Source organism: Streptomyces spiralis, assembly GCF_014654675.1.
Lineage (GTDB): Bacteria > Actinomycetota > Actinomycetes > Streptomycetales > Streptomycetaceae > Streptomyces > Streptomyces spiralis.
The window spans coordinates 139,200-159,946 of the sequence record NZ_BNBC01000017.1; the positions used below are offsets into that span (position 1 = coordinate 139,200).

23 protein-coding genes are annotated in these 20,747 nt (G+C 69.9%); 2 read left to right on the forward strand and 21 right to left on the reverse strand.

Going from position 1 to position 20,747, the window contains the following annotated elements:
- Positions 1-35 precede the first annotated feature (35 nt).
- The 8 genes from IE318_RS19395 to IE318_RS19430 form a co-directional block, all read right to left on the reverse strand.
- Complete coding sequence (locus IE318_RS19395; protein WP_189902022.1) at positions 36-503, reverse strand: DUF6093 family protein; 468 nt, start codon at positions 501-503, stop codon at positions 36-38.
- 57 nt (positions 504-560) lie between these two features.
- A complete protein-coding gene (locus tag IE318_RS19400; RefSeq protein ID WP_189902024.1) occupies positions 561-1,406 on the reverse strand; it encodes a hypothetical protein in 846 nt (281 codons plus the stop codon).
- Between the two features lie 77 nt (positions 1,407-1,483).
- Positions 1,484-1,753 (reverse strand): type II toxin-antitoxin system RelE family toxin, encoded by a 270-nt coding sequence (locus IE318_RS19405; protein ID WP_229903601.1) that lies wholly within the window; start codon positions 1,751-1,753, stop codon positions 1,484-1,486.
- The gene (locus IE318_RS19410; protein ID WP_189902026.1) at positions 1,737-2,087 is read right to left on the reverse strand and encodes a hypothetical protein; all 351 of its coding nucleotides are present in this window, start codon (positions 2,085-2,087) and stop codon (positions 1,737-1,739) included. Before IE318_RS19410 ends, IE318_RS19405 begins: the two co-directional genes overlap by 17 nt.
- On the reverse strand, positions 2,084-2,629 hold the full coding sequence (locus IE318_RS19415) for an NUDIX hydrolase (protein WP_189902028.1): 546 nt from the start codon (positions 2,627-2,629) through the stop codon (positions 2,084-2,086). The genes IE318_RS19410 and IE318_RS19415 overlap by 4 nt, the downstream gene beginning before the upstream one ends.
- Positions 2,630-2,642: 13 nt before the next feature.
- Complete coding sequence (locus IE318_RS19420) at positions 2,643-3,764, reverse strand: adenosylhomocysteinase (RefSeq protein ID WP_189902030.1); 1,122 nt, start codon at positions 3,762-3,764, stop codon at positions 2,643-2,645.
- Positions 3,765-3,926: 162 nt separating this feature from the next.
- Positions 3,927-4,622, reverse strand: a complete 696-nt coding sequence (locus tag IE318_RS19425; RefSeq protein ID WP_229903602.1) for a hypothetical protein — start codon at positions 4,620-4,622, stop codon at positions 3,927-3,929.
- 192 nt (positions 4,623-4,814) lie between these two features.
- On the reverse strand, positions 4,815-5,402 hold the full coding sequence (locus IE318_RS19430; RefSeq protein WP_189902032.1) for a hypothetical protein: 588 nt from the start codon (positions 5,400-5,402) through the stop codon (positions 4,815-4,817).
- 249 nt (positions 5,403-5,651) lie between these two features.
- On the opposite strand from IE318_RS19430, the gene IE318_RS19435 reads away from it, so the two are divergent.
- Both IE318_RS19435 and IE318_RS19440 read left to right on the forward strand, forming a co-directional pair.
- Positions 5,652-6,899: a helix-turn-helix domain-containing protein gene (locus IE318_RS19435; RefSeq protein ID WP_189902034.1), complete on the forward strand. Its 1,248-nt coding sequence runs from the start codon at positions 5,652-5,654 to the stop codon at positions 6,897-6,899.
- A 14-nt stretch (positions 6,900-6,913) separates the two neighbouring features.
- Entirely contained in the window at positions 6,914-7,390 is a 477-nt protein-coding gene (locus IE318_RS19440; protein ID WP_189902035.1) for a hypothetical protein, read from the forward strand.
- On the opposite strand, the gene IE318_RS19445 is transcribed toward IE318_RS19440, so the two are convergent.
- From IE318_RS19445 to IE318_RS19505, 13 genes are all read right to left on the reverse strand, one after another.
- Positions 7,387-7,965, reverse strand: a complete 579-nt coding sequence (locus IE318_RS19445; protein WP_189902037.1) for a hypothetical protein — start codon at positions 7,963-7,965, stop codon at positions 7,387-7,389. The genes IE318_RS19440 and IE318_RS19445 overlap by 4 nt on opposite strands.
- A 144-nt stretch (positions 7,966-8,109) precedes the next feature.
- On the reverse strand, positions 8,110-8,937 hold the full coding sequence (locus IE318_RS19450; RefSeq protein ID WP_229903603.1) for a hypothetical protein: 828 nt from the start codon (positions 8,935-8,937) through the stop codon (positions 8,110-8,112).
- On the reverse strand, positions 8,928-9,272 hold the full coding sequence (locus IE318_RS19455; RefSeq protein WP_189902039.1) for a hypothetical protein: 345 nt from the start codon (positions 9,270-9,272) through the stop codon (positions 8,928-8,930). Before IE318_RS19455 ends, IE318_RS19450 begins: the two co-directional genes overlap by 10 nt.
- 81 nt (positions 9,273-9,353) lie before the next feature.
- Positions 9,354-9,587 (reverse strand): hypothetical protein, encoded by a 234-nt coding sequence (locus tag IE318_RS19460; protein ID WP_189902041.1) that lies wholly within the window; start codon positions 9,585-9,587, stop codon positions 9,354-9,356.
- 1 nt (position 9,588) lies between these two features.
- The gene (locus IE318_RS19465) at positions 9,589-10,638 is read right to left on the reverse strand and encodes a major capsid protein (protein ID WP_189902043.1); all 1,050 of its coding nucleotides are present in this window, start codon (positions 10,636-10,638) and stop codon (positions 9,589-9,591) included.
- Between the two features lie 13 nt (positions 10,639-10,651).
- Positions 10,652-11,062 carry a head decoration protein gene (locus IE318_RS19470; RefSeq protein WP_189902045.1) on the reverse strand — a complete coding sequence of 137 codons (411 nt, stop codon included), beginning with the start codon at positions 11,060-11,062 and terminating at the stop codon, positions 10,652-10,654.
- Positions 11,063-11,177: 115 nt separating this feature from the next.
- On the reverse strand, positions 11,178-11,933 hold the full coding sequence (locus IE318_RS19475; protein WP_189902047.1) for a hypothetical protein: 756 nt from the start codon (positions 11,931-11,933) through the stop codon (positions 11,178-11,180).
- Between the two features lie 35 nt (positions 11,934-11,968).
- Complete coding sequence (locus IE318_RS19480; protein ID WP_189902049.1) at positions 11,969-12,802, reverse strand: hypothetical protein; 834 nt, start codon at positions 12,800-12,802, stop codon at positions 11,969-11,971.
- A gap of 271 nt (positions 12,803-13,073) precedes the next feature.
- A complete protein-coding gene (locus IE318_RS19485; protein WP_194717498.1) occupies positions 13,074-15,023 on the reverse strand; it encodes a hypothetical protein in 1,950 nt (649 codons plus the stop codon).
- A 60-nt stretch (positions 15,024-15,083) separates the two neighbouring features.
- Positions 15,084-16,196 carry a TIGR02391 family protein gene (locus IE318_RS19490; protein ID WP_229903604.1) on the reverse strand — a complete coding sequence of 371 codons (1,113 nt, stop codon included), beginning with the start codon at positions 16,194-16,196 and terminating at the stop codon, positions 15,084-15,086.
- A gap of 62 nt (positions 16,197-16,258) precedes the next feature.
- Complete coding sequence (locus IE318_RS19495; protein ID WP_189902053.1) at positions 16,259-16,549, reverse strand: hypothetical protein; 291 nt, start codon at positions 16,547-16,549, stop codon at positions 16,259-16,261.
- Between the two features lie 78 nt (positions 16,550-16,627).
- A complete protein-coding gene (locus tag IE318_RS19500; protein ID WP_189902055.1) occupies positions 16,628-18,181 on the reverse strand; it encodes a terminase large subunit domain-containing protein in 1,554 nt (517 codons plus the stop codon).
- On the reverse strand, positions 18,165-18,713 hold the full coding sequence (locus IE318_RS19505) for a hypothetical protein (RefSeq protein ID WP_189902056.1): 549 nt from the start codon (positions 18,711-18,713) through the stop codon (positions 18,165-18,167). The genes IE318_RS19500 and IE318_RS19505 overlap by 17 nt, the downstream gene beginning before the upstream one ends.
- Between the last annotated feature and the right edge of the window lie 2,034 nt (positions 18,714-20,747).

Here is a 20,747-nt window from a genome sequence, read left to right on the forward strand (position 1 = left end):
TCAGCCTACGGACCTGCACGGACAGCCAGTTGGGGCTAGAACGGCGGGGTGTGCGCTTCCCGTGCGGGCTGGATGGCCTGCGCGGCCGAGGACTGCTGGGTGACCTCGTCCATCCACGTGGTCCGCACGACGGCCAAGGTCTGCGCCTGGGAGAGGTCCAGGACCCGCCACACCCGGTTCAGCAGGCCCTGATCGACGGTGGCGGCCGTGACCCGCACGCACACGTCGCGGGACGCCACCGGGGCGTCCAGCCACGTCAGCAGCTGATACCGGTTGCGGGTGTCGTCCTGGTACGACTGACCGGCCAGCGACATCACCATGCCGGGGCCGCCGGCGGAGAACACCGCGCCCAGGCCCTCCCAGAGGATGACGTCCGGGCCAGGATCGTACTCGCCGGTGTCCTCGTTGAGGACCTGCGGGCCAGGCCGGAACATCTGGACGGTGTCCACGAGGATCCGCTTGAGAACGGGTTCCAGGGCGGCCAGCGAGATGGGACTGCTCATGCGTTCGAGCGTAGGCCCGCGCGCGGACAACTCACCTGGCCACCAAGCGCGGCAGGATCATGACAGCGGCGGCAAAACCTCGTACGTGAACGCCACGATAGAGTCATACCCGGCAGCGCCGTAGCGGTGGTAGTTCCCGTCGCTGGTGAGGGTCACAGCGAGCACGGCTATTCCGCTGATGTGCTTATCGGTGACTTCCCAGGTCCACTCCACGGCCTCGCCGAAGGTTGCGCCGTAAGGATCGTCGGAGGTATGGCGGACGCCGTCCGGCGTCTGAAAGGCCCAGAACAGGCCACGGTTCTGCGGGTCGACTGCTCGGCAGGTGAACGTCACGACGTCCCCGGGCCTCAGCGTCGTCCCCGTAGCCACGCTGAACAACTGAGGCTGGTTTTGGACGGCGGTTTCGGTGCTATTGCCGAAGCTGTCCCGCACCAGCTCGATCCGCGGGAAGTACTGGCCGGCAGCATCCTTGCCACTGATATGTATGGTCACTCGGTTCCTGATCTCCCCTGCGATCGCGCTCAGCAACTCCTCCTCAAAGGGGAGCAGTTCGCGGCTGTGGGCCACAGTGTTCCGCAGGGCCTCGAAGCGGTCCAGAAGAACCGTGATCTCCTTCTTGGCACCCAGCGCCCCGTTCAGCGCCTCCCAGTGCTTGTTGATCAGCCGAGTGAGCTGGGTGAACTCGGCGTACTCGATCAGGTTGCCGGAGACCGCGACCACACCACGCTTGGTGCGGCGCTTCTGCTCGGTCTCCTGCTTGTTGCGGAGGATGGCCACGTCTGTCTCCTCGAAGACGTGCCTGATCCAGTCCGCGCCGAACTTCTCTCGCAGAACGATGGTGAGCAGGTCCCGCAGTGATCGCTCACAGCTGGCCAGCGCCACAGACGGCGTCATGAGGGGCATTCGGCTTCCTTTCCAGGGGACGCAAGCGCCCCGCCTCCCGGATGGAGGGCCGGGAGGCGGGGCAGCAGTTGGGGCGGTCAGGCCTCGAGGTAGGCCACGATGACGACCGATCCGAGGACGGTGACGTGGTAGATGACGCGGGCGGAGCCTTCGATGTACTCCCTCAGCGGCACGTGACCCGCACGTGTCGGCTTCTCCTGCCCGATCCACGGGTCCAGGGAGATGGCCACCAGAGCACGATCGAGACGCACCAACTCAGCCGCGCTCAGCTTGCGCAGCACGGGCTCGCATTCGGGGGTGAAGGCAACCTGCGCCCGCTGCGGCGAGTGCTTAGGCGACACGGGCATCCCCGCCATCACCGGTGACGTCGATGCCGTGCGCGGCGTACAGCTCCACGCGCAGCGTCTCCCAGTCCCGGCTCAGGTCCACGCCGTTCTCCGCCATGCCGCGAAGGGAGTCGGCCAGCAGCTGCTTGCCGGCCTCCTCGGCCTCGGCGGCCTGCTCCAGGACCGCGGGCTTCTCGTTCTCGTCGAACACGAGTCGCATGGCTTTCCCTTCCCGCACCTTGTCCTCCCCTGTACGGTACGCCCCGCCGATGGAAGGCGTGTGTATCTTCCTCGGTCCGGGCCGCAGCCCGGCCACCATGCCCCGGTGGCCGGTCTGCGGCTGCGTGTCCCTCACGCACGTTCCTTCAGGGCCTGCTGCACGTTCTCCCGCAGGCCGTCCGGGAGCCGGTCCGCCTCGAACCAGGCGGCGTCGCTGACCTCCTCGGCCTGCAGCCGCGCCACGTCGACGGACGTCGTGAACAGGAAGCGGAAGTCGATGTGCTGGTGTGCCGGCTCGCCCTTGGCGGGGCTCTCCGGGATGGGGTGCACGTCGATGTGCACGGGGGTGTCCAGCAGCGGGACGACGTGCTGCTGCTGGATGCCGGTCTCCTCCGCGAGCTCGCGCAGCGCGGACTGGATCAGCTCCTCGTCCTGGTCCTCCAGATGCCCGCCCGGGGTGAGCCAGCGGCCGAGGCCGACGTGCTCGATGAACAGGATCCGGCCCTCGGTGTCGGCGAGGATCGCGCCGGCGGTGACGTGGCCCCGGAACTCCTTGCGGGACGCGAGCTGCGCCTCCTGGTCCAGGAGCTCGAACAGCGGGGCCAGCTCGTCGGCGGCCTGCGGGTGCTCCCGCAGGTACGCCTCGGCGGTGGCCCGGACGTGCGCGTTGGTGATCATGTTTCCGTCACTCTCACTTGTTGTAGTAGCGGAGCCAGGTGGCGGCGATGGTAGCCCTGTCGGCAGGGCTGACCTCGTGCATGACCGCATCCAGGCCGCCGCGGCTCAACATCTGTGCGGCGGCGATGATTTCGGACTGCACGAGGAAGATGAACGGGCCGACGGACGCGCCGTGCAGGAAGTTGACGGCATTGCCCTGGTTGAGCAGGTACCAGTAGTGGCCCGTGGTCTCGTAGCGGGTGACGTGCTCCCCGGAGGGCTCGCAGTGGTACACGTCGGGCAGGTGTTCCAGGTCCAGCTCGTCCTCCGAGCTGGTGACGGTGGCGATGTAGGCGCCGTTGCGCAGCAGACCGAAGTCCTCGCCGCGCAGCGACAGGGTGCCGGTCGCGCACAGCACCAGCCCGGCCTGGCCCAGCGCCGCCTCGCGGTCGGTGGCGACAGCGAAGCCCTGAGACAGTGCCTGGGTTCGGCGTACCGGGTCGATGTCGTACACGGTCACGTGCACACCCTTGGCGTGCAGCAGGCGGGCGATGCTGGAGCCGAGCTTGCCGAAGCCGAGGACCAGGGCGCGGCGGCCGTGGAGGATGTCTCCACGGGACCGCAGCAGGGCCTCGGTGGAGAAGACCACCGACTGCCCGACGAGGAAGTCCTCGGGGTCCTTGAGCGGTGACCTGGCCACGGAGACGACCGGGCAGGGCAGCTTGGGCAGGTCGGCGTAGCGCCGGTGCCCGTTCTCGGTGTCCTCGACGATGCCGAGGATGCGTCCGGAGAACCGCTCGCAGATCTCGGTGAGCGCGGGCGCGAAGTAGCCGCCGACGTCGAGGAGGATGACGTCCTCGCCGCCTGCGCGGCTCTCCAGGTAGGCGAGGGCGTTGTCGCCGGTGGCGAACAGGTCGCGGCTGAGGTCGTCGCAGTCGAAGGCGGCGACGACCTCACGGTAGGCGTCCCGCGTGATCGACTTCGGCTTGGGGAGTACCGCCCTGAGCCGGGTGGCCTGCGCGACAGCGCGGACGAAGGACGGCCGCTCGGGCAGCAGGTGGGTGATGAGGAACGACGCGGGCGCCGGGTCGCACGCGAATTCGCGGGCGGTCTGGCCGAAGAACGAGTCGAGTCTGGCGCGCTCGAAGGCTTCCAAGATGACCTCCAGTGCGATGGAGGGGGGCCATTCCCCCCTCGCTGCTCTTATTCTAGACTCACCCGGGTCGGGGGTCAAGATTTTTTGCAGCAAAGCCGCAGGTCAGAGCGTTGGAACCGGCCCGGTGGAGCAATCGGGGGCGTACCCCACCGGGCCGGGGCATCAGGCCGGAACCCCAGCACGCAGCTCGGGCAGGTCCACGACCCGCGCGTCCAGCAGCGACGCGGCGAGCTGGCCGCCGAGCATCCACCGCACAGCGGGGTCGCTCATCCGGACGACGTCCCGTTTCCCAGGGATCGGCATCGACCTCTCAGGGAAGTACAGCTGCCCCCACACGGCATCGACGATGGGACGGCCGACGCGCACGGCCACGACCTTCCCCTGCAGGTGCGGGCACATCCGGGCGGCCAGGCCCGCGCACGGACGGCACACCGGCGGGTGCGTCGTCACCTGGTCCTCAGGCCACCAGTCCTCGTCGCGGTCGTCCTCCAACAGCCACAGCACGCCCTGCTCGTCACGGTCTGCAGGCTGCCCGCACACCTGGCACAGCAGCCTGCGCATGCACCGCCGCTGCCGCGGACCGTGCACAGTGCCGTACTCGGGGCGGCCCATACCGAGGCGCAGCCCGAACGGCTTCCACAACACGCCGTCGGTGTCGCGGGCATGCCCGACCAGGCCAAGACCGTCCGGCGCGGCGTACACCTGCGGCAGCGGCACGGTCTCACTGCTCCAGGCGGCGATGTACGGGACGGGGTGGCCCTTGAATCTCAGCAGGTGCGGTCCGGTCATGTCTCTCTCGCGGTCGAGGGCGGGCAGTTGGAAGGCGCCGACCGTGCGCGGCAGGGGGTGTCCACGCACGGCCGGCGCCGGTCTACGTGGCATCCGGTGAAAGCGGCGGGTCCGGCTGGGTAAGCGGCATATCCGGCACAGCGGCCGTCGCGGCGTGCCCCCCGGCGTGCTCGAAGACCGTGACGCCGAGGAGAGTCATGACGGCGATGTGCCCGACCGCCCATAAGGCGCCCAGGGCGGTGCCTAACGGATCGCGGCCACTCACGCGATCACTCGCCGCCCAGTCGCCGGGCCGTCCGGTCTCGCAGCATCATCCGCCCGGGCCTGCAGCACCTGGTAGAGGTGCCGGGGGTCAACGAGTTGGCCGGTGCCGTCCGGAACGCTGAGCCAGTAAGGGCCAGGTGGGGAGATCCGGTCCAGGCGGGGCACTCCCACGTGATGGACGTACGGACGGGTACCGCCCAGGCACGCCACCCCGAGTCGGTCGAGGGAGCGCGGCCACTCCTGCTCGGTGCCGGGCGGCACCAGGAAGTACAGGAACGGCCTGTAGGGGTCGCAGAACACCGGGCCGGCCACCTGCAGCTCGTGCAGTCGGCGGCCCAGCTGATCCGGGTCGGCATCACGTTCCAGGTCCGCGCCCAGAGGGCCGTACGGCAGGCGTACGGCGTCCCACACGATGCCCGCAGTCAGCAAGGCGATGCCCTGGTCCGCCCACTCCACACCCGCGACCTGGCGGGAGGTGGCCGCCCGGTACAGCCACGCCTCGGCGGCGGCTCTTCGCTGCCGGTCCTCGCTATGCAGCGTGTGCAGCGGGACCAGAGGGGCTTGGCGCCCGCCGGCGGCATGCATGCTGCTCCCTGGGCCACGGCCGGTGTTGTGGTTCACAGCGCAGCTCCCCTCCATGGGGTCTCGACGCCCCGATCGGGAATTCCAAGAGGTCAGCCCCGACCTGACACTCTGTCGGGCACTGTCTGTAGGAAACCGGCAACTCGGAGGAGCTGGCCATCGTCGATGCGACCCGCGCATACGTTTATGCGCACCGTGCATACGAAGCGGGTACATCCTGGGACGCGGTACGTAGCGTGGGAGGGGAAGAGGATGGATTGGTCCCAGAACAAGGCCTTACGAGACGCTGCACGCGATGGCGACTATGGGCGTGTCATCAGACAGGCGCGCAAGGCAGTCGGCCTGACGCAGCGGCAGCTCGGAGAAGCCTGCGGCCTGTCCCAGTCCGCCATGTCCCGCCTCGAAGACCGTGGCGTCGGCACGTACAACATGACTCTCCTGGCGAGCGCAGCCAGCCACCTCGGTATCCCTCCGAACCTGGTCGGCCTCGCCGACCACGACCGGAACGGAAACAGCACGGTGGAACGCCGCGAATTCCTTGCCGGTGTCGCCGCTATCGCCGCGACTCCAGCCATAACCCCCCAACCGCTGGCACGCCCCGAGTGGGACAGCGGTCAGGCAGCCGCACTACGCGTGGCCACCACCGCGTTCCGCCGCCTGGACGCCACAGTCGCCTCACGCGACCTCACAGAAGCCACGCAATCCCACGTGCGGCTCATCCAGCGTGTCGCCTCGCAGGCACCGGACGCCTCCCACAAGGCCCGCATGGCCGCCGTCGGCTCCGAGGCAGCTTCCCTGGTTGGCTGGCTTGCCTGGGACATGGCAGACCACGGCTCGGCCCGCACCTGGTACGGCTCAGCGATCAAGGCCGCCCGGACCGCGGGGGATCCGCTGCTGTCCGCCTACCAGACGGGCAGCCTCGCCCAGTTCGAGGTGGAGGCGGGCAACACCGCTGAAGGGCTGCGCCTCATCACCCGTGCACGCCGCCAGCTCGGCGCCGACCTCCCCGCCATCGCCGCGGCGTGGCTCGCGTCCATCGAAGCGGTCGCGCACGCCACCGCCGGTGATGACCGCGCAACCGAGCGAGCGTTGCGCACCTGCGAGCAGAACACCGCACGCGTGTCCCGTGAAGACCCGCCCCCGTGGCCGTGGGTGTTCTCCTTCGACGAGCGGAAGGTGGCGTCCTGCCGGGTGGTGTGCGGCGCCCGCCTCGGCAGGCCACGCTGGTTGGCGTCCACGAAGGACATCACCACCGCCCTGTCGTCCGGACACGAGAAGCAGCAGGCTCTGCTCACCCTCGACGTCGCCAGCAGCCACCTGGCAACCGGCCGCCTCGACTCCGGCTTCGCGCTGGCCACCCGCGCCCTCCAGGACGGAATGCGCCTACGGTCTGGGCGTGTTGTCGAACGCGCCCGCGCCTTCCGCCGCACCTACACCTCGCCGACACCGCCCGGTATCGTCCGCGACTTCGACAGCCTGCTGCACGACGCCTACCTGTAAGGAGGGAACCAGCCATGCGCCTGGGCATCACAGGCCACCGAGGACTGTCATCCGAGGTAGAAGCCCAAGTCCGCGACCAGCTCGCCAAGGTCGTCGCCGACTGCGACCCCAAGGACCTGGTGGGCATCAGCTGCATCGCCGACGGCCCCGACGCGTGGTTCGCCGAAGCCGTCCTGGCGCACGGCGGCCGACTTGAGGTGGTCGTACCCGCCGTCCACTACCGGGCGAGCCTGCCCGACTGGCACCACCCGGTGTACGACGAGCTGATAGACCGTGCCGCCGACGTCCACCACACGGGGCTGCGCGAATCGACATCGCAGGCACATCAGGCGGGCAGCGAGATCCTGGTGGGCCTCGCCGACAGACTGATCGCCGTATGGGACGGGCAACCGGCCCGTGGCTACGGCGGTACCGCCGACGTCGTCGCCTACGCCCGCCGTCTCGGGGTGCCCGTGCAGATCGTCTGGCCCGAGGGCGCCAGGCGAGACTAGGTCAGCGTCCCCGGCGGGTACCGCGTCACCCCTCTTGCGGCCTCGTCCCACACCCAGATCTCGGACTCCAGCCACAGACGCGGCAGCACCGTGTATTCCTCACAGAACGGGTCCCCGCACCCATGGCACGGCGTCCCTTCCTGCATGTGGATCCACGTGCCCGTGCCGATCCGGGACGGGCGCCAGGCCGGGTCGCCGACGAGGACGGCCCTGAGGCTGCCCAACTGCATACCGACGGTCTGAGGCCCGTCGGGCACGGGCACCCGCCACTCCCGTTCGTGCATCCAGGTCGAGTCGGTGCCGGTCCGCACCGCCCAGTGTTCCAACCCGGCCGCGCGGAACAGGCTGTAGGTGTCCTCCGGCACGTAAGCGACCGCTCCGCCGCCGGCGTCAAGGACGCCTTCCCGCGTGACCACGATCCCATATGGCTCGAACTGCCGGTCAGCGATCAGGTGGGCGAGATGGTCGGGTGGGCTCTCCGAGAAGCACAGGCAGGCGCGTTCCGCGCCATAAGGCTGGGAGGAGCGCAGGACCTCGCCGCGCAGGATCGAGTCCAGCCGCTCGCTGGCAGTCATGGCCCGAATGTCGGGCGGCACGCCCGGCCCCGGCTCTCTGCCCCTGCTGGTGAAGTGCACCAGCTCCTCGCTCTGCGCGGGCCCCACCGCCCCAAGCACGGGCATCTCAAACACTGCTTCCCCCATTGACCACTGAAAAGGTACTTATACCTCACGCACGTAGTCGGGTCGGGGTCCGAATGCCCGCCGGCAGCGGGGATGCGAGATGGGCCACGCCGCTGCCTCCTCCACGCTGCGGATCGTGCCGTTGGGCTTGTCGGTGTCCTGGTGGCTGGTCCAGCCGCAGTCGGAGCCGTCGAACACCTCCATGAACTGCACGCCGGCTTCGCGGGCACGGTTGAGGGTGCCCGCGTTGTAAGCCAGGGCCGACTTCGCCAGCGTCGCAGCCTCCGCCCACGCCCGCACCGGCATCCGCGCCCCGTCCCGGTAGATGACGTAGGCCAGCTGGTGTTCGGCGGCCAGACGGTCCGCGAGGGCCTTCGCCGCCTGCAAGGCGGTGGTGTGGCCGGCGGCCAGCAACGGCACCTCACGGCGTGCCGCATCCCGCACCGCCCGATAGAACTGGGCGGCCATGCGCTGCTCCTCCTCCGAGCGGCGCAGAAAGTCCGCATACGAGTCGGACGCCAGGGACTGAAGGGCCTCGGTGTGGATCAGCGTCCACGAGAAGTGCCCGCCGACCCTTTCGGCTGCGGCCCGCGCCCCCTGCTCGTACAGGTAGGGAAGCTGCCGGGCCACGAACGCGCGTGCTTCGGCGTCCACGCGCTGCCGGAAGTCGACGATGGCGGCCTGGAACTGGGCGATGCGGTCGGCCACCATCCGGGAGCGGGGGTTGTCGCCGATCGCGGCGAGCACGGCGGCCTGGTAGTCGGCCAGCCGCTGCCAGGCGTCCTCCAGCACCGCGGCGACGCGCGCCGCCACGGTGGCCGCATCCCCCGGTGTCAGTGGCGGGAACTCGTAGGCCACTACCGCCACCCGTGCCAGTGGTGGTGGCGCCGGCGGTGCGCGGACTGGAGCGGCGCGATGACGAGGGTGTCCCCGCCGGTCGGCTCATCGGGGGCGTCGGTCGCATCCTGCACGGAGGCGATCTGCCTCTCCAGGCCGGTGAGGTTCGCGGACTGGTCGAGGGTGGCGACCCCGTTCACGGTCAGCTGCAAGGGCTCGGCCAGCAGTGTGGCCCGCCGCTCGTTCAGGACCTCCAGGGCGACGGCGCGCGCGGTGCCGAGCCGCGTGTAGCGGGTCTGCAGATCCGTCTGGTCGGTGGTGGGGCCGAGCTGCGCCAGGAGCCAGGCCAGGACTGCAGCGTCCACGGGCGCATCCTTCCGGGTAGCGGCACGGCCCGGCACCCCCCGCGGGTGGGGAAGAGGGTGCCGGGCCGGGCCTGTCAGGGGTTACTCGTCGGCCTGCTTGCGGGTCCTGGAGCGGGGCTTCGTCTCGGTGTCGGTCTTCGCGCCGGCGTCACCGTCGCCGTCCTCGCCGTCCGCGTCTTCGTCGGGCTCCCACGCGGCCGGGTTGGTGATGACCGCGGCCACCGTCTCGTCCGGCTCGTCGCCGGGCTGCAGGATCAGCGGCTCGTTCGTCTCCGGGTGCGTGACGTGCACCGCTGCTGCCAGTCGTCGTCCCATGTCAGAGCACCTTCGCAGTGATGTGGCAGTCCGGGGAGTACAGGATCGGCATGGCCACGGCCGCGCCCTTGGTCCACAGCTGCACCGGGTCGTCCTGCCCGCCACGGGTGATGATCAGGCCGGGAGCGTCCTCGCGGGTGATCTGCGGGTTGCCGCCCCGCGACAGGACCAGCGACTCCGCCGTGGTGCCGTACAGGGTCTGCCCCCACTTCACCCGGTCCGGCGGCAGCATCACCCACCGGTCGTCGGGCAGGCACTTCGTGGACACGCCGTCCACGCGGACCTGCCCCTTGTAGAGGGTGATCGGCGGCAGGCTGTAGTTGTCGCGGACCACGTTGATCTGCTGCGGCGTCAGCGACGCTGTCGGCGTGGTCGACGGGTTCACGCTGCCGTAGTAGGCCGCCCGGTAGGCGTTGTTGCCCGCCAGGTAGGAGTAGACACGCCGGGAGGTCATCACCTCCACGGGCAGGGGCGCGCTGATCCCGTCGAGGTAGGAGATCCAGCCCAGCTCGTCGGCGATCGGGTCGGACGTCGGGTCGGACCACACCTTCGGCGCGGTCGGCATGTTCGCCGCCGGGACGCCGAAGTCGACGTCGAGGGTGAGGCCGTTCTCCCCGGACAGGGAGAACTTGCCGTCCGTGAGGACGTCGCCGGCGGCCAGCTCCAGACGGGAGTTGATCGCCTCGACGTGCCGCTCCACGTCGTCGTACAGCAGCTGCTCCAGGCGGGACGCGTCCTGGCCACGGGCTGCTTCCTGCAGCAGCAGCTCGACCTCGCCGACCAGGAGCTTCTGGCCGAGGGCGGGCAGCATGCCCTGCGTGGACGTCTGCCACGCCTGCCGGTCCGCGAACGGCACGGACGCGTCGAAGCTGCGGTACTTCGCGGCGTTGACGTAGCGGCCGGTGTTCTTGATCCGCCACATGACGTCCTGCACGGATACCTTGGCGAACACGGTGTGCGTGAGCAGGAAGTCGGCCGGGGAGGGGATGTAGCGGGCGAACGTGGTCAGGTCCGCCGTGGTGATGTCCTTGATCAGGTCCTGGACGCTCATCGACAGGGCCTCCTTACACGAAGCGGATCTGGCAGGTGGCGGACGGGGCGACCGCCGTGACGGCGACCGGGAGCTTGGCGGTCTTCACCGAGCCGTGCCACAGCAGCGCGGCCGGGACCTTCGTCTGCGACGGCGCGAACAGGACCTCGGCGAAGATGAACCCGGCCAGGTTCTGCCGGCCGTCCGTGGCCCCGGTCTGGTAGAGGCCGTACAGGCCACTGGCGGTGATCTTCCCGACCGGAATGCCGGACAGGACCCGCGAGTAGGGGATGTTGGTGTCCGTCGACGGCACGTAGTGGGTGCCGGACGTGAAGGTGGACATGTCGAGGGTGATCGTGTCGACCGAGTCGGTGCCGTGCAGGCTGGCGAGCCAGGACCGGTCGGCCGTCAGGTTCTGGGTGGTAGTGACCGGCTGAACGGTCATGAGTCCTCCCGTGGACGCGACGAAGCGGTTGATCGTCCGCTCACCGGCTGGTGGCGTCGTCCACGAGAGGGGGCGTGGTCCCCACGAGTCCGGCCTTAACCCGCCGGTGGGACGTTCAGGAGCTGGTCAGGAAGCCGCGCTGGCGGGCCATCTCGGCGCCGTGCGCGCCGGGCTTGGGCATGTTGGCGCCGCGCGGCGGCGGCCCGCCGGCGGGCGACCCACCGGGCGCGGCCGCGGGCTGCGGGGCGGTGGAACCGCCGAACAGCTCGGGCCTGCGCGTCTTGAGGGCTTCGGCGGCGTCGGTGAGGGCCTGCTCGTCGGCGTCGTCCTCGACGACCAGGAGCCGTTCGGCGTCGGCCAGATCCGCGCCGGTGGCGCCGAGGCCGACGAGGACGGCGCGGCGGGCCGCAGCACGTTCCCGGGCCACGGCCTGCGCCTCGCGTGCTGCTGCTGCGGCGGTCGCTTCGGCGGCGGCCTGCTCGCGGCGCTCCAGGTCTGACAGGGCCGCGGCCTTGGCGTCGCGCTGCTGCTGCACGAACGCCGTCAGGTCCTCGGCCTTGGCGAAGCCCAGCTGCTCGACGAGTTCACGCACCGCTGCGCGGCCGCCCTGCTGCTTCTCGCGGGCCAGCAGCCGGTTCAGCGCCTCCTGGTCCACTGCCGGCGTCGGCACCGTGGCTATGGCCGGGACGACGGTCGGGGCGGTGGGCAGCTGCTGGTTGGACGGGTCGGTGGGGTCGGCGCCCAGGATGGGGAAGATGGGGCGGCCGTCACGCCGGTAACCGACGGGCGTACGGGGGTCGGGCAGCAGCCTGTCCATGCGGATCCAGTCCTCCAGCAGCAGCGCCCCCGCGCCGTCGATCAGTGTAGCCACAGGCGCAGCTGTCGAGACGGCCTGCGACGGGGCGGCTATTGGCTCTGCTGCGCGGAGTTCGAGGTATCGGCTTGCGAGGCACGTGAGGGCCGACGTGGCTTACGTGGGCGCCGACGTCGCTTAGGGGCTTTGGTGTCGGCCGGCTCCACACGGGCCACCTTCTGGTGCATCTGCCTGCCGCTCGCCAGCACCTCCGCCACGATGCTATTTAGAGCCTTCTTCTTCTCTTGGTCTGGCAGGTCCAGGGCGATGCGCTGAGCAGTGAGGAAGTAGCCGTTGAGGACAGGCTGGTTGAAGTACTCGTTCAGTTGATCCATCGCCCACCAGTGGGTCTCCATGTACGTGCGGGTCAGGTAGGCGGTGAACGCGGCACCGACCGCGGCCAAGGACCCCACAAAGACCAGGTGGCCCCGGCCACTGAAGAGCCAGCCCGCGAAGAACGCGCCGACCAGAATCATCAGGCCGATACCCATGGCCCAGCGGCTGGCGCGGAAGGCCTTCTTGGCCTCGTCGGTCGCGATCCCGTGGTACTTCTCCAGCAGCAGACGGTTGACTTCGAGGAGGCTGGCCAGCTCCATCTTCTCTCGCAGCCGCTCGACCGCCGTGTCGAGGGCGTCACGCTGCTTCTCTGCTGCCTCTTTTCGCTCCTTGAACATCCAGACGCCCCAGAAGATGCCGATGGAAGCCACGGCTCCCACAAACGCCACCACCGTCGGCCAGACCCATGGGGGGAGGGGCTCGTAGGCTGGCTGCTTCGTCTGCTTTGCCGTGACTGGCAATGACACCACGAATGCAACCAGACCGCCGCCGGCCAGCACCGCCACCGTGACACCCGCAAGCACCCAGCTGTGGTCCTCCATCCAGTCCATCAGCGTCTTCCGTCTGCTGCCTCGCTTAGGTGAGGCCGCTTGTCCTGTGCTGCCTTGCTTAGGTGAGGCCGCTTGTTCTGTCTTGGGACCGGATCGGGAGCGGACTACGAGCTTCTCGGCCGCACGCTGTTGCTGTGAACGGGTAGGCATGTGCCTCCTCGGACGCCGCTGTGCAGCACAAGGCGCGCCGACAGCCCTCGTGGCTTCATTCCGTCACGGAGTGTAATGACGACTCCCCTCACACAGCCGCAGGCATGCCCGGGCGAGAGGGTTAACGCGGGCCAGGGCCTCCAGCGCCGACCGCGCCGGTCGCTCCGGGCGGAGCCAGCTGGGCTGGGGCCTGCGGCTGCGCCGGGTGTGGGCTGGCAGGGCTGCCGTCCTGCGGGGCCGCCTGGCCGACCTGGGTCGGGTCGACGAGCGGCACCTGCTGCACGGGGTCAGCTTTCGGCAGGCCAAGGTATTCGCGCACCACACCGTTGTCGCCGGTCGCGTCGGCGAGGCGGGCGGCTTGGTCGAAGGCCCGCTTCTGGATCTGCTCGATCTCCCCGGCGATGTCGTCGATCGGATAGCCCGCTTCCTGCAGCATGCGCACGGCCGTCTCCAGGGAGAACACCCCGGCCTCGTAGCCCTGCACGACGTCGTTGAGGACGGTGGTCCGGTCAGTGGGCGTGTGTGCGCCCCACGCCAGGCGTGCGGGCAGCGACTCGCCGGCGGGCCACTCCTGCCCGGCCTGGTGCAGGCGCTGCACCATGCGCAACAGCAGCTGGTACTTGTGGTCGCGGGCCAGCCGCATCGAGCCGACGAGGGAGTCGAGCGGGCCGAGGGCGATCTGCAGCGAGTACCCGTTGGGCAGCTTGGCTGGGTCGAGGCTGCCGAGTCCGGCCGCGGTCAGGCGCGTGTTGGAGGCGAGCCGGTCCAGCAGGTGGTCGATGCGCGAGCGGAGTTCGGCGAGCTGCGCGGAGGTGTCCAGGGTGTCCATGCGGCCGTTGTCGGCCAGCTGCCACACCGTGCCGGCTTCCACCCGTACGGGCATGGGCTGGCCGGTGGCGCGGTCGATGGGCAAGCGTGCACCGGCCAACGCGACGATCGGTGTACCGGTGGTGGAGGACGCGGAGGCGCTGTCGGTGTCGGTGGCCTGCAGCTCGTCCAGCAGCTGCAGCACGGACGCCAGCGTCGACTTGCCCCAGTGCTCGCCGACGTCCGGGATCGAGTTCGGCACGTGGACCACCGGAATGAAGTCCACCATCAGGTCCAGGCGGTCGAGGACCTGCCCGTCCGAGCGCACCCGGTAAGCGGCCTTGCTGGAGGGCAGGCTGAACACGTCGTGCGCTGCGCCGAGGTCTTCCAGCAGCCATTCGGCGTCGGTGAGGTAGCAGGTCGTGGCCGAGGGCTTGTCCGGGGCCCACGGGTAGGTGCGGGTCACGGTGCCGGTGAGCGGGTCGAGGGTGTCGCCCACGGTCAGCACCGGGTCGCCGTCTGCGCCGGCCACCTGCTCACGGATTGCACGCCCGTCGCTGGTCGTGCCGGGCGCTGTGGCGGGACCGATCGGGGCCAGCTCGTAGGTGATGCGCCGCACGCGGGCCTTCAGGCCACGTACCGGGTCGGCGGGCAGCTCCCATGCGAAATGCACGCGCGAGGGGTACTCGGCGGAGTCCTGCTCGCCCTCGTCCCACTCGGGGAAGTAGAAGCCGGGGTCGTAGGTGCGCAGCAGCACCCGCCGCTTGGACGGCTCCCACGCCAAGGTGTAGACGCCGTCCCCGCAGCGCACCGCGCAGCGTTCGGCCTGCTGCACGCGCAGCGGCAGCAACTCCTTCTCGGCCCACGAGCGCAGCCTGTCCTGCAGGTCGGCCGCGGCCTGCGCTTCCGGGGTGGGCTCCTCGTCGGCCTGGTCGGGGTGCTCGGCGCCGGGCACCACGATGGTCTGCTCCGCCCCGAGCAGGTAGCTGAGGGTGGTGTCGATCAGCTTCGACGGGTCGCCGAGCTCACGCCGCTCCACACCGTGGTGGTCGTCACCGGTGACAGAGGCGAGCTGCCCGGCCTGGTTGGAGTCGTACGCGGCCAAGAACTTGTAGGCGGCCAGGCGGCGCAGCTCCTCCGCCGGCACCCACGACGTGTTCAGCTCCGGGAACGGGTGGTGGCCCGGCCGGCTGGGGTGGGCCATTGCCTGCTTGTAGTTGAGCCACGACCAGGCATCGATGAGCAGTTCACGCATGGGCCTCACGGCTGCCCCTCCAGGCATGCAGGGCCCCGCGCCCGCAGCCAGCTTAGAGGCAGCGCGTGATCACGGACCCGAAGTGGCGGCCTTCCGCTTATCGTCCTCAATGTCGAGGCGCCGCATGAGGAAGCTGGCGATCACCAGCATCTCCTCGGCCTCGTCGCGGGCGTCCTTCTCATCCGGCCCGTGCATCCGAGGGTTACGCAGTGCGCCCATCGCGCCTTTGAACAGGAACTGCATGCCGTTCTGCTCGCTCTCCAGCGAGCCACCCGTGGACCTGGTCACCGTGATCTTGGGTGTGGGCTTGCCGAAGGCGATGCCCATAAGTCGCTCGCCGACCTCGTTGACGCCGACCAGCGTCGCGACACGGTGCTCGACTGCCTGAAACGCGCTCCTGACCGCGTCGTAGTAGAAGCCGCTACTGAACCGCTCCGCAGCGACATTCTCGATCAGCGGATGCAGCTTGCAGGTGACAGACAGGGTCTCCGGCGGAACTGCGGCCGGAACCGAGTCGGCTGGCAGCCCTACCTCCACGCCCACAGAGACGCGCTCCCGCGGGACTGCGATGGTGAATGGCCGGTAGTCGGCCTCTACCTGCGCTGGCCCCACCACACGCTCGCGGATTCGCCAGTACTCGTCCAACGTCCGTACGTTAGCGAAGGGCCGAATGCGCCGGTCGAAGTGCAGCTCCCAGTACAGCTCATCCGCGCTAGCGCGACCGCCGAGGAAGCACGGCTCATATAGTGCGAGCGTGGCCGCGGCGAACAGAACCGCCTCGTTCCGCTGGGACCCTACGCCGTGCATCCAGTCGTACATGTCCGCGAGCTCCAACGCTGGGAACCCGCCAGTCGCCTGGCGCTCGCTGGCGGCCGCCGTCCGCACGATCTCGAGGAATGCGCTGAGAGCGGGGGCGGCACCAGGACGGCCCCTAGCTCCACCGAGGGTCAGCGCCAGGGTGTGCTCGCCTCCTGGTATCCGCGAGATATCTGCGTCACCACCAAGTCCCCGCAGCAGCGCAGGGCACAGGTGCCGTACGGCCTCCTCGAACTCCACGCCCTCCGCGTACAGCTTCTGATCGACGTCCTCGATGGTGGGCCAGTGACGGTCCTTGAGGAAGTACGACCAGATCGTGTCAAGGAGAGCCTTGCCTTCGGCCCCCGTAGGGCGCGGCGTTCCCACGTGCTGTCCCCCCAGCCTCCGAGCCTGAACGATGCCCGCAGATTACAACTGAGCCAGCTCGTCTACGGGGTGGCGGGGTCAACGCAGGCGTGCATCCACGTGCCGTACAGCAGGCCCTTCTGCTCCGAGGGAAGCAGGTTGTTCCACGCGTCCAAGCACGAGTCGTCGTCGGGGGACTTGCCGATGAACCGCAGGTTCTCCCGGGCGTAGCGCCCCGACTCCACCGAGGCGGTCTCGCGGGCCTGCGCGGAGGCTTTGACCTGGTCCGAGGCGGGCGACGCGGGCGCTGAGCCGCAGCCGGACAACAGCAGGATCACGCCGGCGGCCACGGCCGCTTTCCCCCTGATCGACATGGCCCGGAAGGCTATCAGCCGGGCGCGGTTTCGGCGCCCGGCTGGGCCGTTGGCCTTTATGGGGCCGTTTCCGGGGGGTTATCGGCGTCCGCCGAGACGGTCGTCGTGGATGTGTCCGGCGACGGCGGCGAGCTGGTCGGGGTCGGCGAGTTCGGTCAGGCCGTGCACGCAGGCGTCCATGCGGTCGGGGCTGTCCATGCCGACGACCCAGGTGACCATCTGGTCCTCCAGGGCGACGTGCGCGCCGACGTGGTGGACCAGGCCCTGCTCGTACAGCTGGGCGATGGGTTCGGCCCGCAGGCGCTTGCCGACCTTGGCGGTGACTTCGAGGACGCGGGGCATGAGGGCGTTGTTGGTGGAGCCCTCACGGCGCAGCTGCTCCCACGCCTGGGAGAGGACCTGCCGGGCCATGTCTCCGCCGTAGTTCGACTCGACCACGATCGCGTCGGCCTTGAGGGCGAGGGCGAGGAAGCAGGCGGTGCGGCCCCAGTCGTTCGCGCCCATGCTGCCGGAGCGATCCTCGAGGACGTACAGGTGGCCGTCGTAGCCGCGGGCCAGGCCGATGATGCCGGTCTCGTCGCCGATCGCGGACTCTCCGCCGGCGGGGTCGACGGCGACGATGACGCGGGCCATGTCGAGGCCGCCGAACTCGACGGTGGTGAGCCGGTGGTCGGTGATCCATGCCCGCTGCCACACGCCGCCCTCCGGCGGCCGCGGTTTCTGCTGGTAGAGGGCTGCCCACACGCGTTCGCCGACGCGGCGGCGGGTCGTGGCGTGGTGTTCGGCGTCGAAGCGTTCGGGCCACAGCGGTTCGCCGAGCTTGCGGCCGAGCGGGTCGGTGTCGCTGTCGGCGAGCGCGGGCAGGTCGATGATCTTCCACTCGTTGGCCTGCGCGTCGGCGAGGATGCGGCCGGCGAGGTCGTCTTCGTTCCAGCGGGTCTGGATGACGCAGATCGCCCCGTCCGGTTCCAGGCGGGTCTGCAGGACGGACTGCCACCACTCCCACGTCTTGCGGCGCATGCTCGGGGAGTCGGCGGAGGCCATGTCCTGCACGGGGTCGTCGACGAGGGCGATGGTGGCGCCCTTGCCGGTGAGGCTGCCGCCGATACCGGCCGCGACGAGGCCGCCTTGGTGGCCTGCGATGTCGAAGCGCATCGCCGCCCGGGAGGACGGGTTGAGGTGGATGCCGAGCTCGTCGCCCCACGTCTCGATGGCGTCGCGGATCCACCGGGAGTGCTCCTCGGCGAGGTCTCCGGAGTAGGAGGCGATCATGACGCGGCGGTCGGGGTGCTGGCGCAGGTACCACAGGGGTGCCCAGCGGGAGGCGCGGCGGGATTTGCCGTGCCGGGGCGGCATGGTGATCATCACCCGGTCGGCGCGGCCCTCGGCCATGTCGATCCACGCCTGGTCGATGAGGTGGAGGTGGCGGGCCTGCATCTCGCGGCGCTCGGTGAGGACTGCGGCGAGCGCACCGGGCGAGGCGTCCATGGCGAGGGTGCGTTCGATGCGGGCTAGCTGGATGCGCAGCTCTTGGGAGGCCTTCGCGGCGATGGCGCGGCGCTGCGCCGGTGGCTTGCTGCGGTAGGCGGACAGCAGGGCTGCTTCGCGGTCGGGGCTAGTTGTCCGAGCCATGCGCGGCCTCCTCGGATATGCCGATCAGGGCTTCGAGTTCGTCGAGGGCAACCGCGGTCAGCTCGCTGCCCTCGGTGGGCGGAGTGACGATCTCCGTCTTGGACGGCTTGTCGAGGCCGTTCATGCGGGCGCGGCGCTCCATGATCCGCAGGGCGCGGTCGATGGCGGGAAGATCGCCGTCCCTGACGGCCTGCCGGTAGGCGACGAAGAACAGCCGGTCCAAGCGCAGGTTCTCCACAGCCCGCAGCTCGTCGGCTTTCTCCTCCTGCTCGGTGGTGCGCTCTTTGAGGGCCTGGCGGACGTCCTTGCAGGCGGCGTGAATGAGCTGGTCGTCGGTGGGTGGTTCGAGGCCCTTGTTATACCGGTCGATGCCGTAGCCCTGCGGGTAGGCGACCCGGTCGGAGTTGACGGCTGGGTCGGCGGCGAGTTTGCGGCCTACGGTGAGCCAGTCCACGCCGGCCAAGCGCAGGTCGATGGCGTCCGCTCGCCGCTGTGCGATGGCGGCGCGCGCGGCCTTGTCGGGGCGTCCCACCGGCAGGATTCCTTCCGCTGCTGCGCGCCCCCACGCTGAGAAACATGATGGCACTGCATGATCCGGTGACCGGTTCGGCGAGCGGTGGCTACCGGAATCGCATGCGGTAGCGGCGAGGGGCGGGCCAGCCGTCCCGGTTGGCGGTGGTGGGCTGAGCAGCAGCTGCGGGCTTTACGATCCTTGGCCGCCCCGGAGGGCGGCCGCCACTTCGATTTCGTCGCTCCAGTGGCTGGCGAAAACGTCGTTGCGATCCTCGGCCGCCCCGAAGGGCGACCGCCCCAGACGCATTCTCCGGTTCGCTGCGCGCGGCCATGGGGTTGCGATCCTCGGCCGCCCCGGAGGGCGACCGCCACCCACTTGCCGCCGTCGTTATGGTCCAGCGTCACCTTGTTCCGATCCTCGGCCGCCCCGGGCGACCGCCACTTCGCCATGTCGTCGGCGTTCAGGCCAAGCGCCTTGTTGCGATCCTCGGCTGCCCCGGAGAACGACCGCCACCCGTGCCGATGCTGATGACGTAGTCGGCGATACCGCCGTTGCGATCCTCGGCCGCCCCGGAGGACAGCAGCCACAGCGACCCGGCCCAGCCAGGGATCGTCTTTGTGAAGTTGCGATCCTCAGTCACCCCGGAAGGGCGACCGCCAGTAGCTCGACCTCAATGGTCGCCGAGTCGGACGTTTGGTTGCGATTCTCAGTCGCCCCGGAGGGCGGCCGCCACGCCAGGCGACTCGACGCTGACTCCGTCGGGCAGCCAGTAGTTGCGATCCTCGGCCGCCCCGGAGGACGACCGCCACCGCCGTCCACCAGGTCCTCCGGGCCGGGGCCCGTGTCGTTGCGATCCTCGGCCGCCCGGGAGGGCGACCGCCACTCGGGGTCGTCGTCCGCCTTCGTGATCAGCTCGGTGTTGCGATTCTCGGCCGCCCCGGAGCACGACCGCCACGAGGAGGAGATCGACCGCTCCCCTATGCGCACGACGTTGCGATTCTCGGCCGCCCCGGAGGGCGACCGCCACGCGCAGCACGATGCGGTCGTTGTCGGAGAGGTCGTCGTTGCGACCCTCGGTCGCCCCTGAGGGCGACCGCCGCCCTTGTAGCTGTTGTGGTTCGCCGCCATGATCGTGGTGTTGCGATCCTCGGCCGCCCCGGAGGGCGACCGCCACGGCACCGGCGCTGGTGTCCAGCAGGCGGCGTGGGTCGTTGCGATCCTCGGCCGCCCTGGAGAGCGACCGCCACATTCCCCGCGTGTGGGTGATCGAGTCCCGCGTGTAGTTGCGATCCTCGGCCGCCCCGAAGGTCGACCGCCACTCGTTGGAGACGGCGGCCCCGGTGTGGTGCCAGATGTTGCGATCCTCGGCCGCCCCGGAGGGCGACCGCCACCCGCGCACCACCCGCCGGTACGACCGCGCACGCAAGTTGCGATCCTCGGCCGCCCAGGAGGGCGACCGCCACGTGGTCGCGCTCGGGGTGCCTCCGTCGGAGCCGATGACGTTGCGATCCTCGGCCGCCCCGGAGGGCGACCGCCACTCGACACCCGCCTCCGACACGGTCACGTCCCATAGGTTGCGATCCTCGGTCGTCCCGGAGGGCGACCGCCACGCGCGGCTGGGTGGCTTTCTTGTGGGCGTACATGGTGTTGCGATCCTTGGCCGCCCCGGAAGGCGACCGCCACAAGGTCTTCTCCGGGTTGTACGCCGCCATCTCAGCGTTGCGATCCTCGGCCACCGCGGAGGGCGACCGCCACTCAGAAGCAGGTCGCTCGGTACGTCGAGTGGTCCAACGAGTTGCGATCCTCGGCCACCCCGGAGCGACCGCCACGTGGACGCGGGGATTGACGCGCCCTGCAGCGCGGTGTTGCGATCCTCGGCCGCCCCGGAGGGCGACCGCCACTGCCGGGCCAGCCGCTCCCGGGCCTCGTAGTCGCCGAGGTTGCGATCCTCGGCCGCGCCGGAGGGCGACCGCCACACCCGACCATGAAGGCGTTCAACGCCGCTCAGGAGTCGCGATCCTAGGACGCCCCGGAGGGCGACCGCAGTCCTCG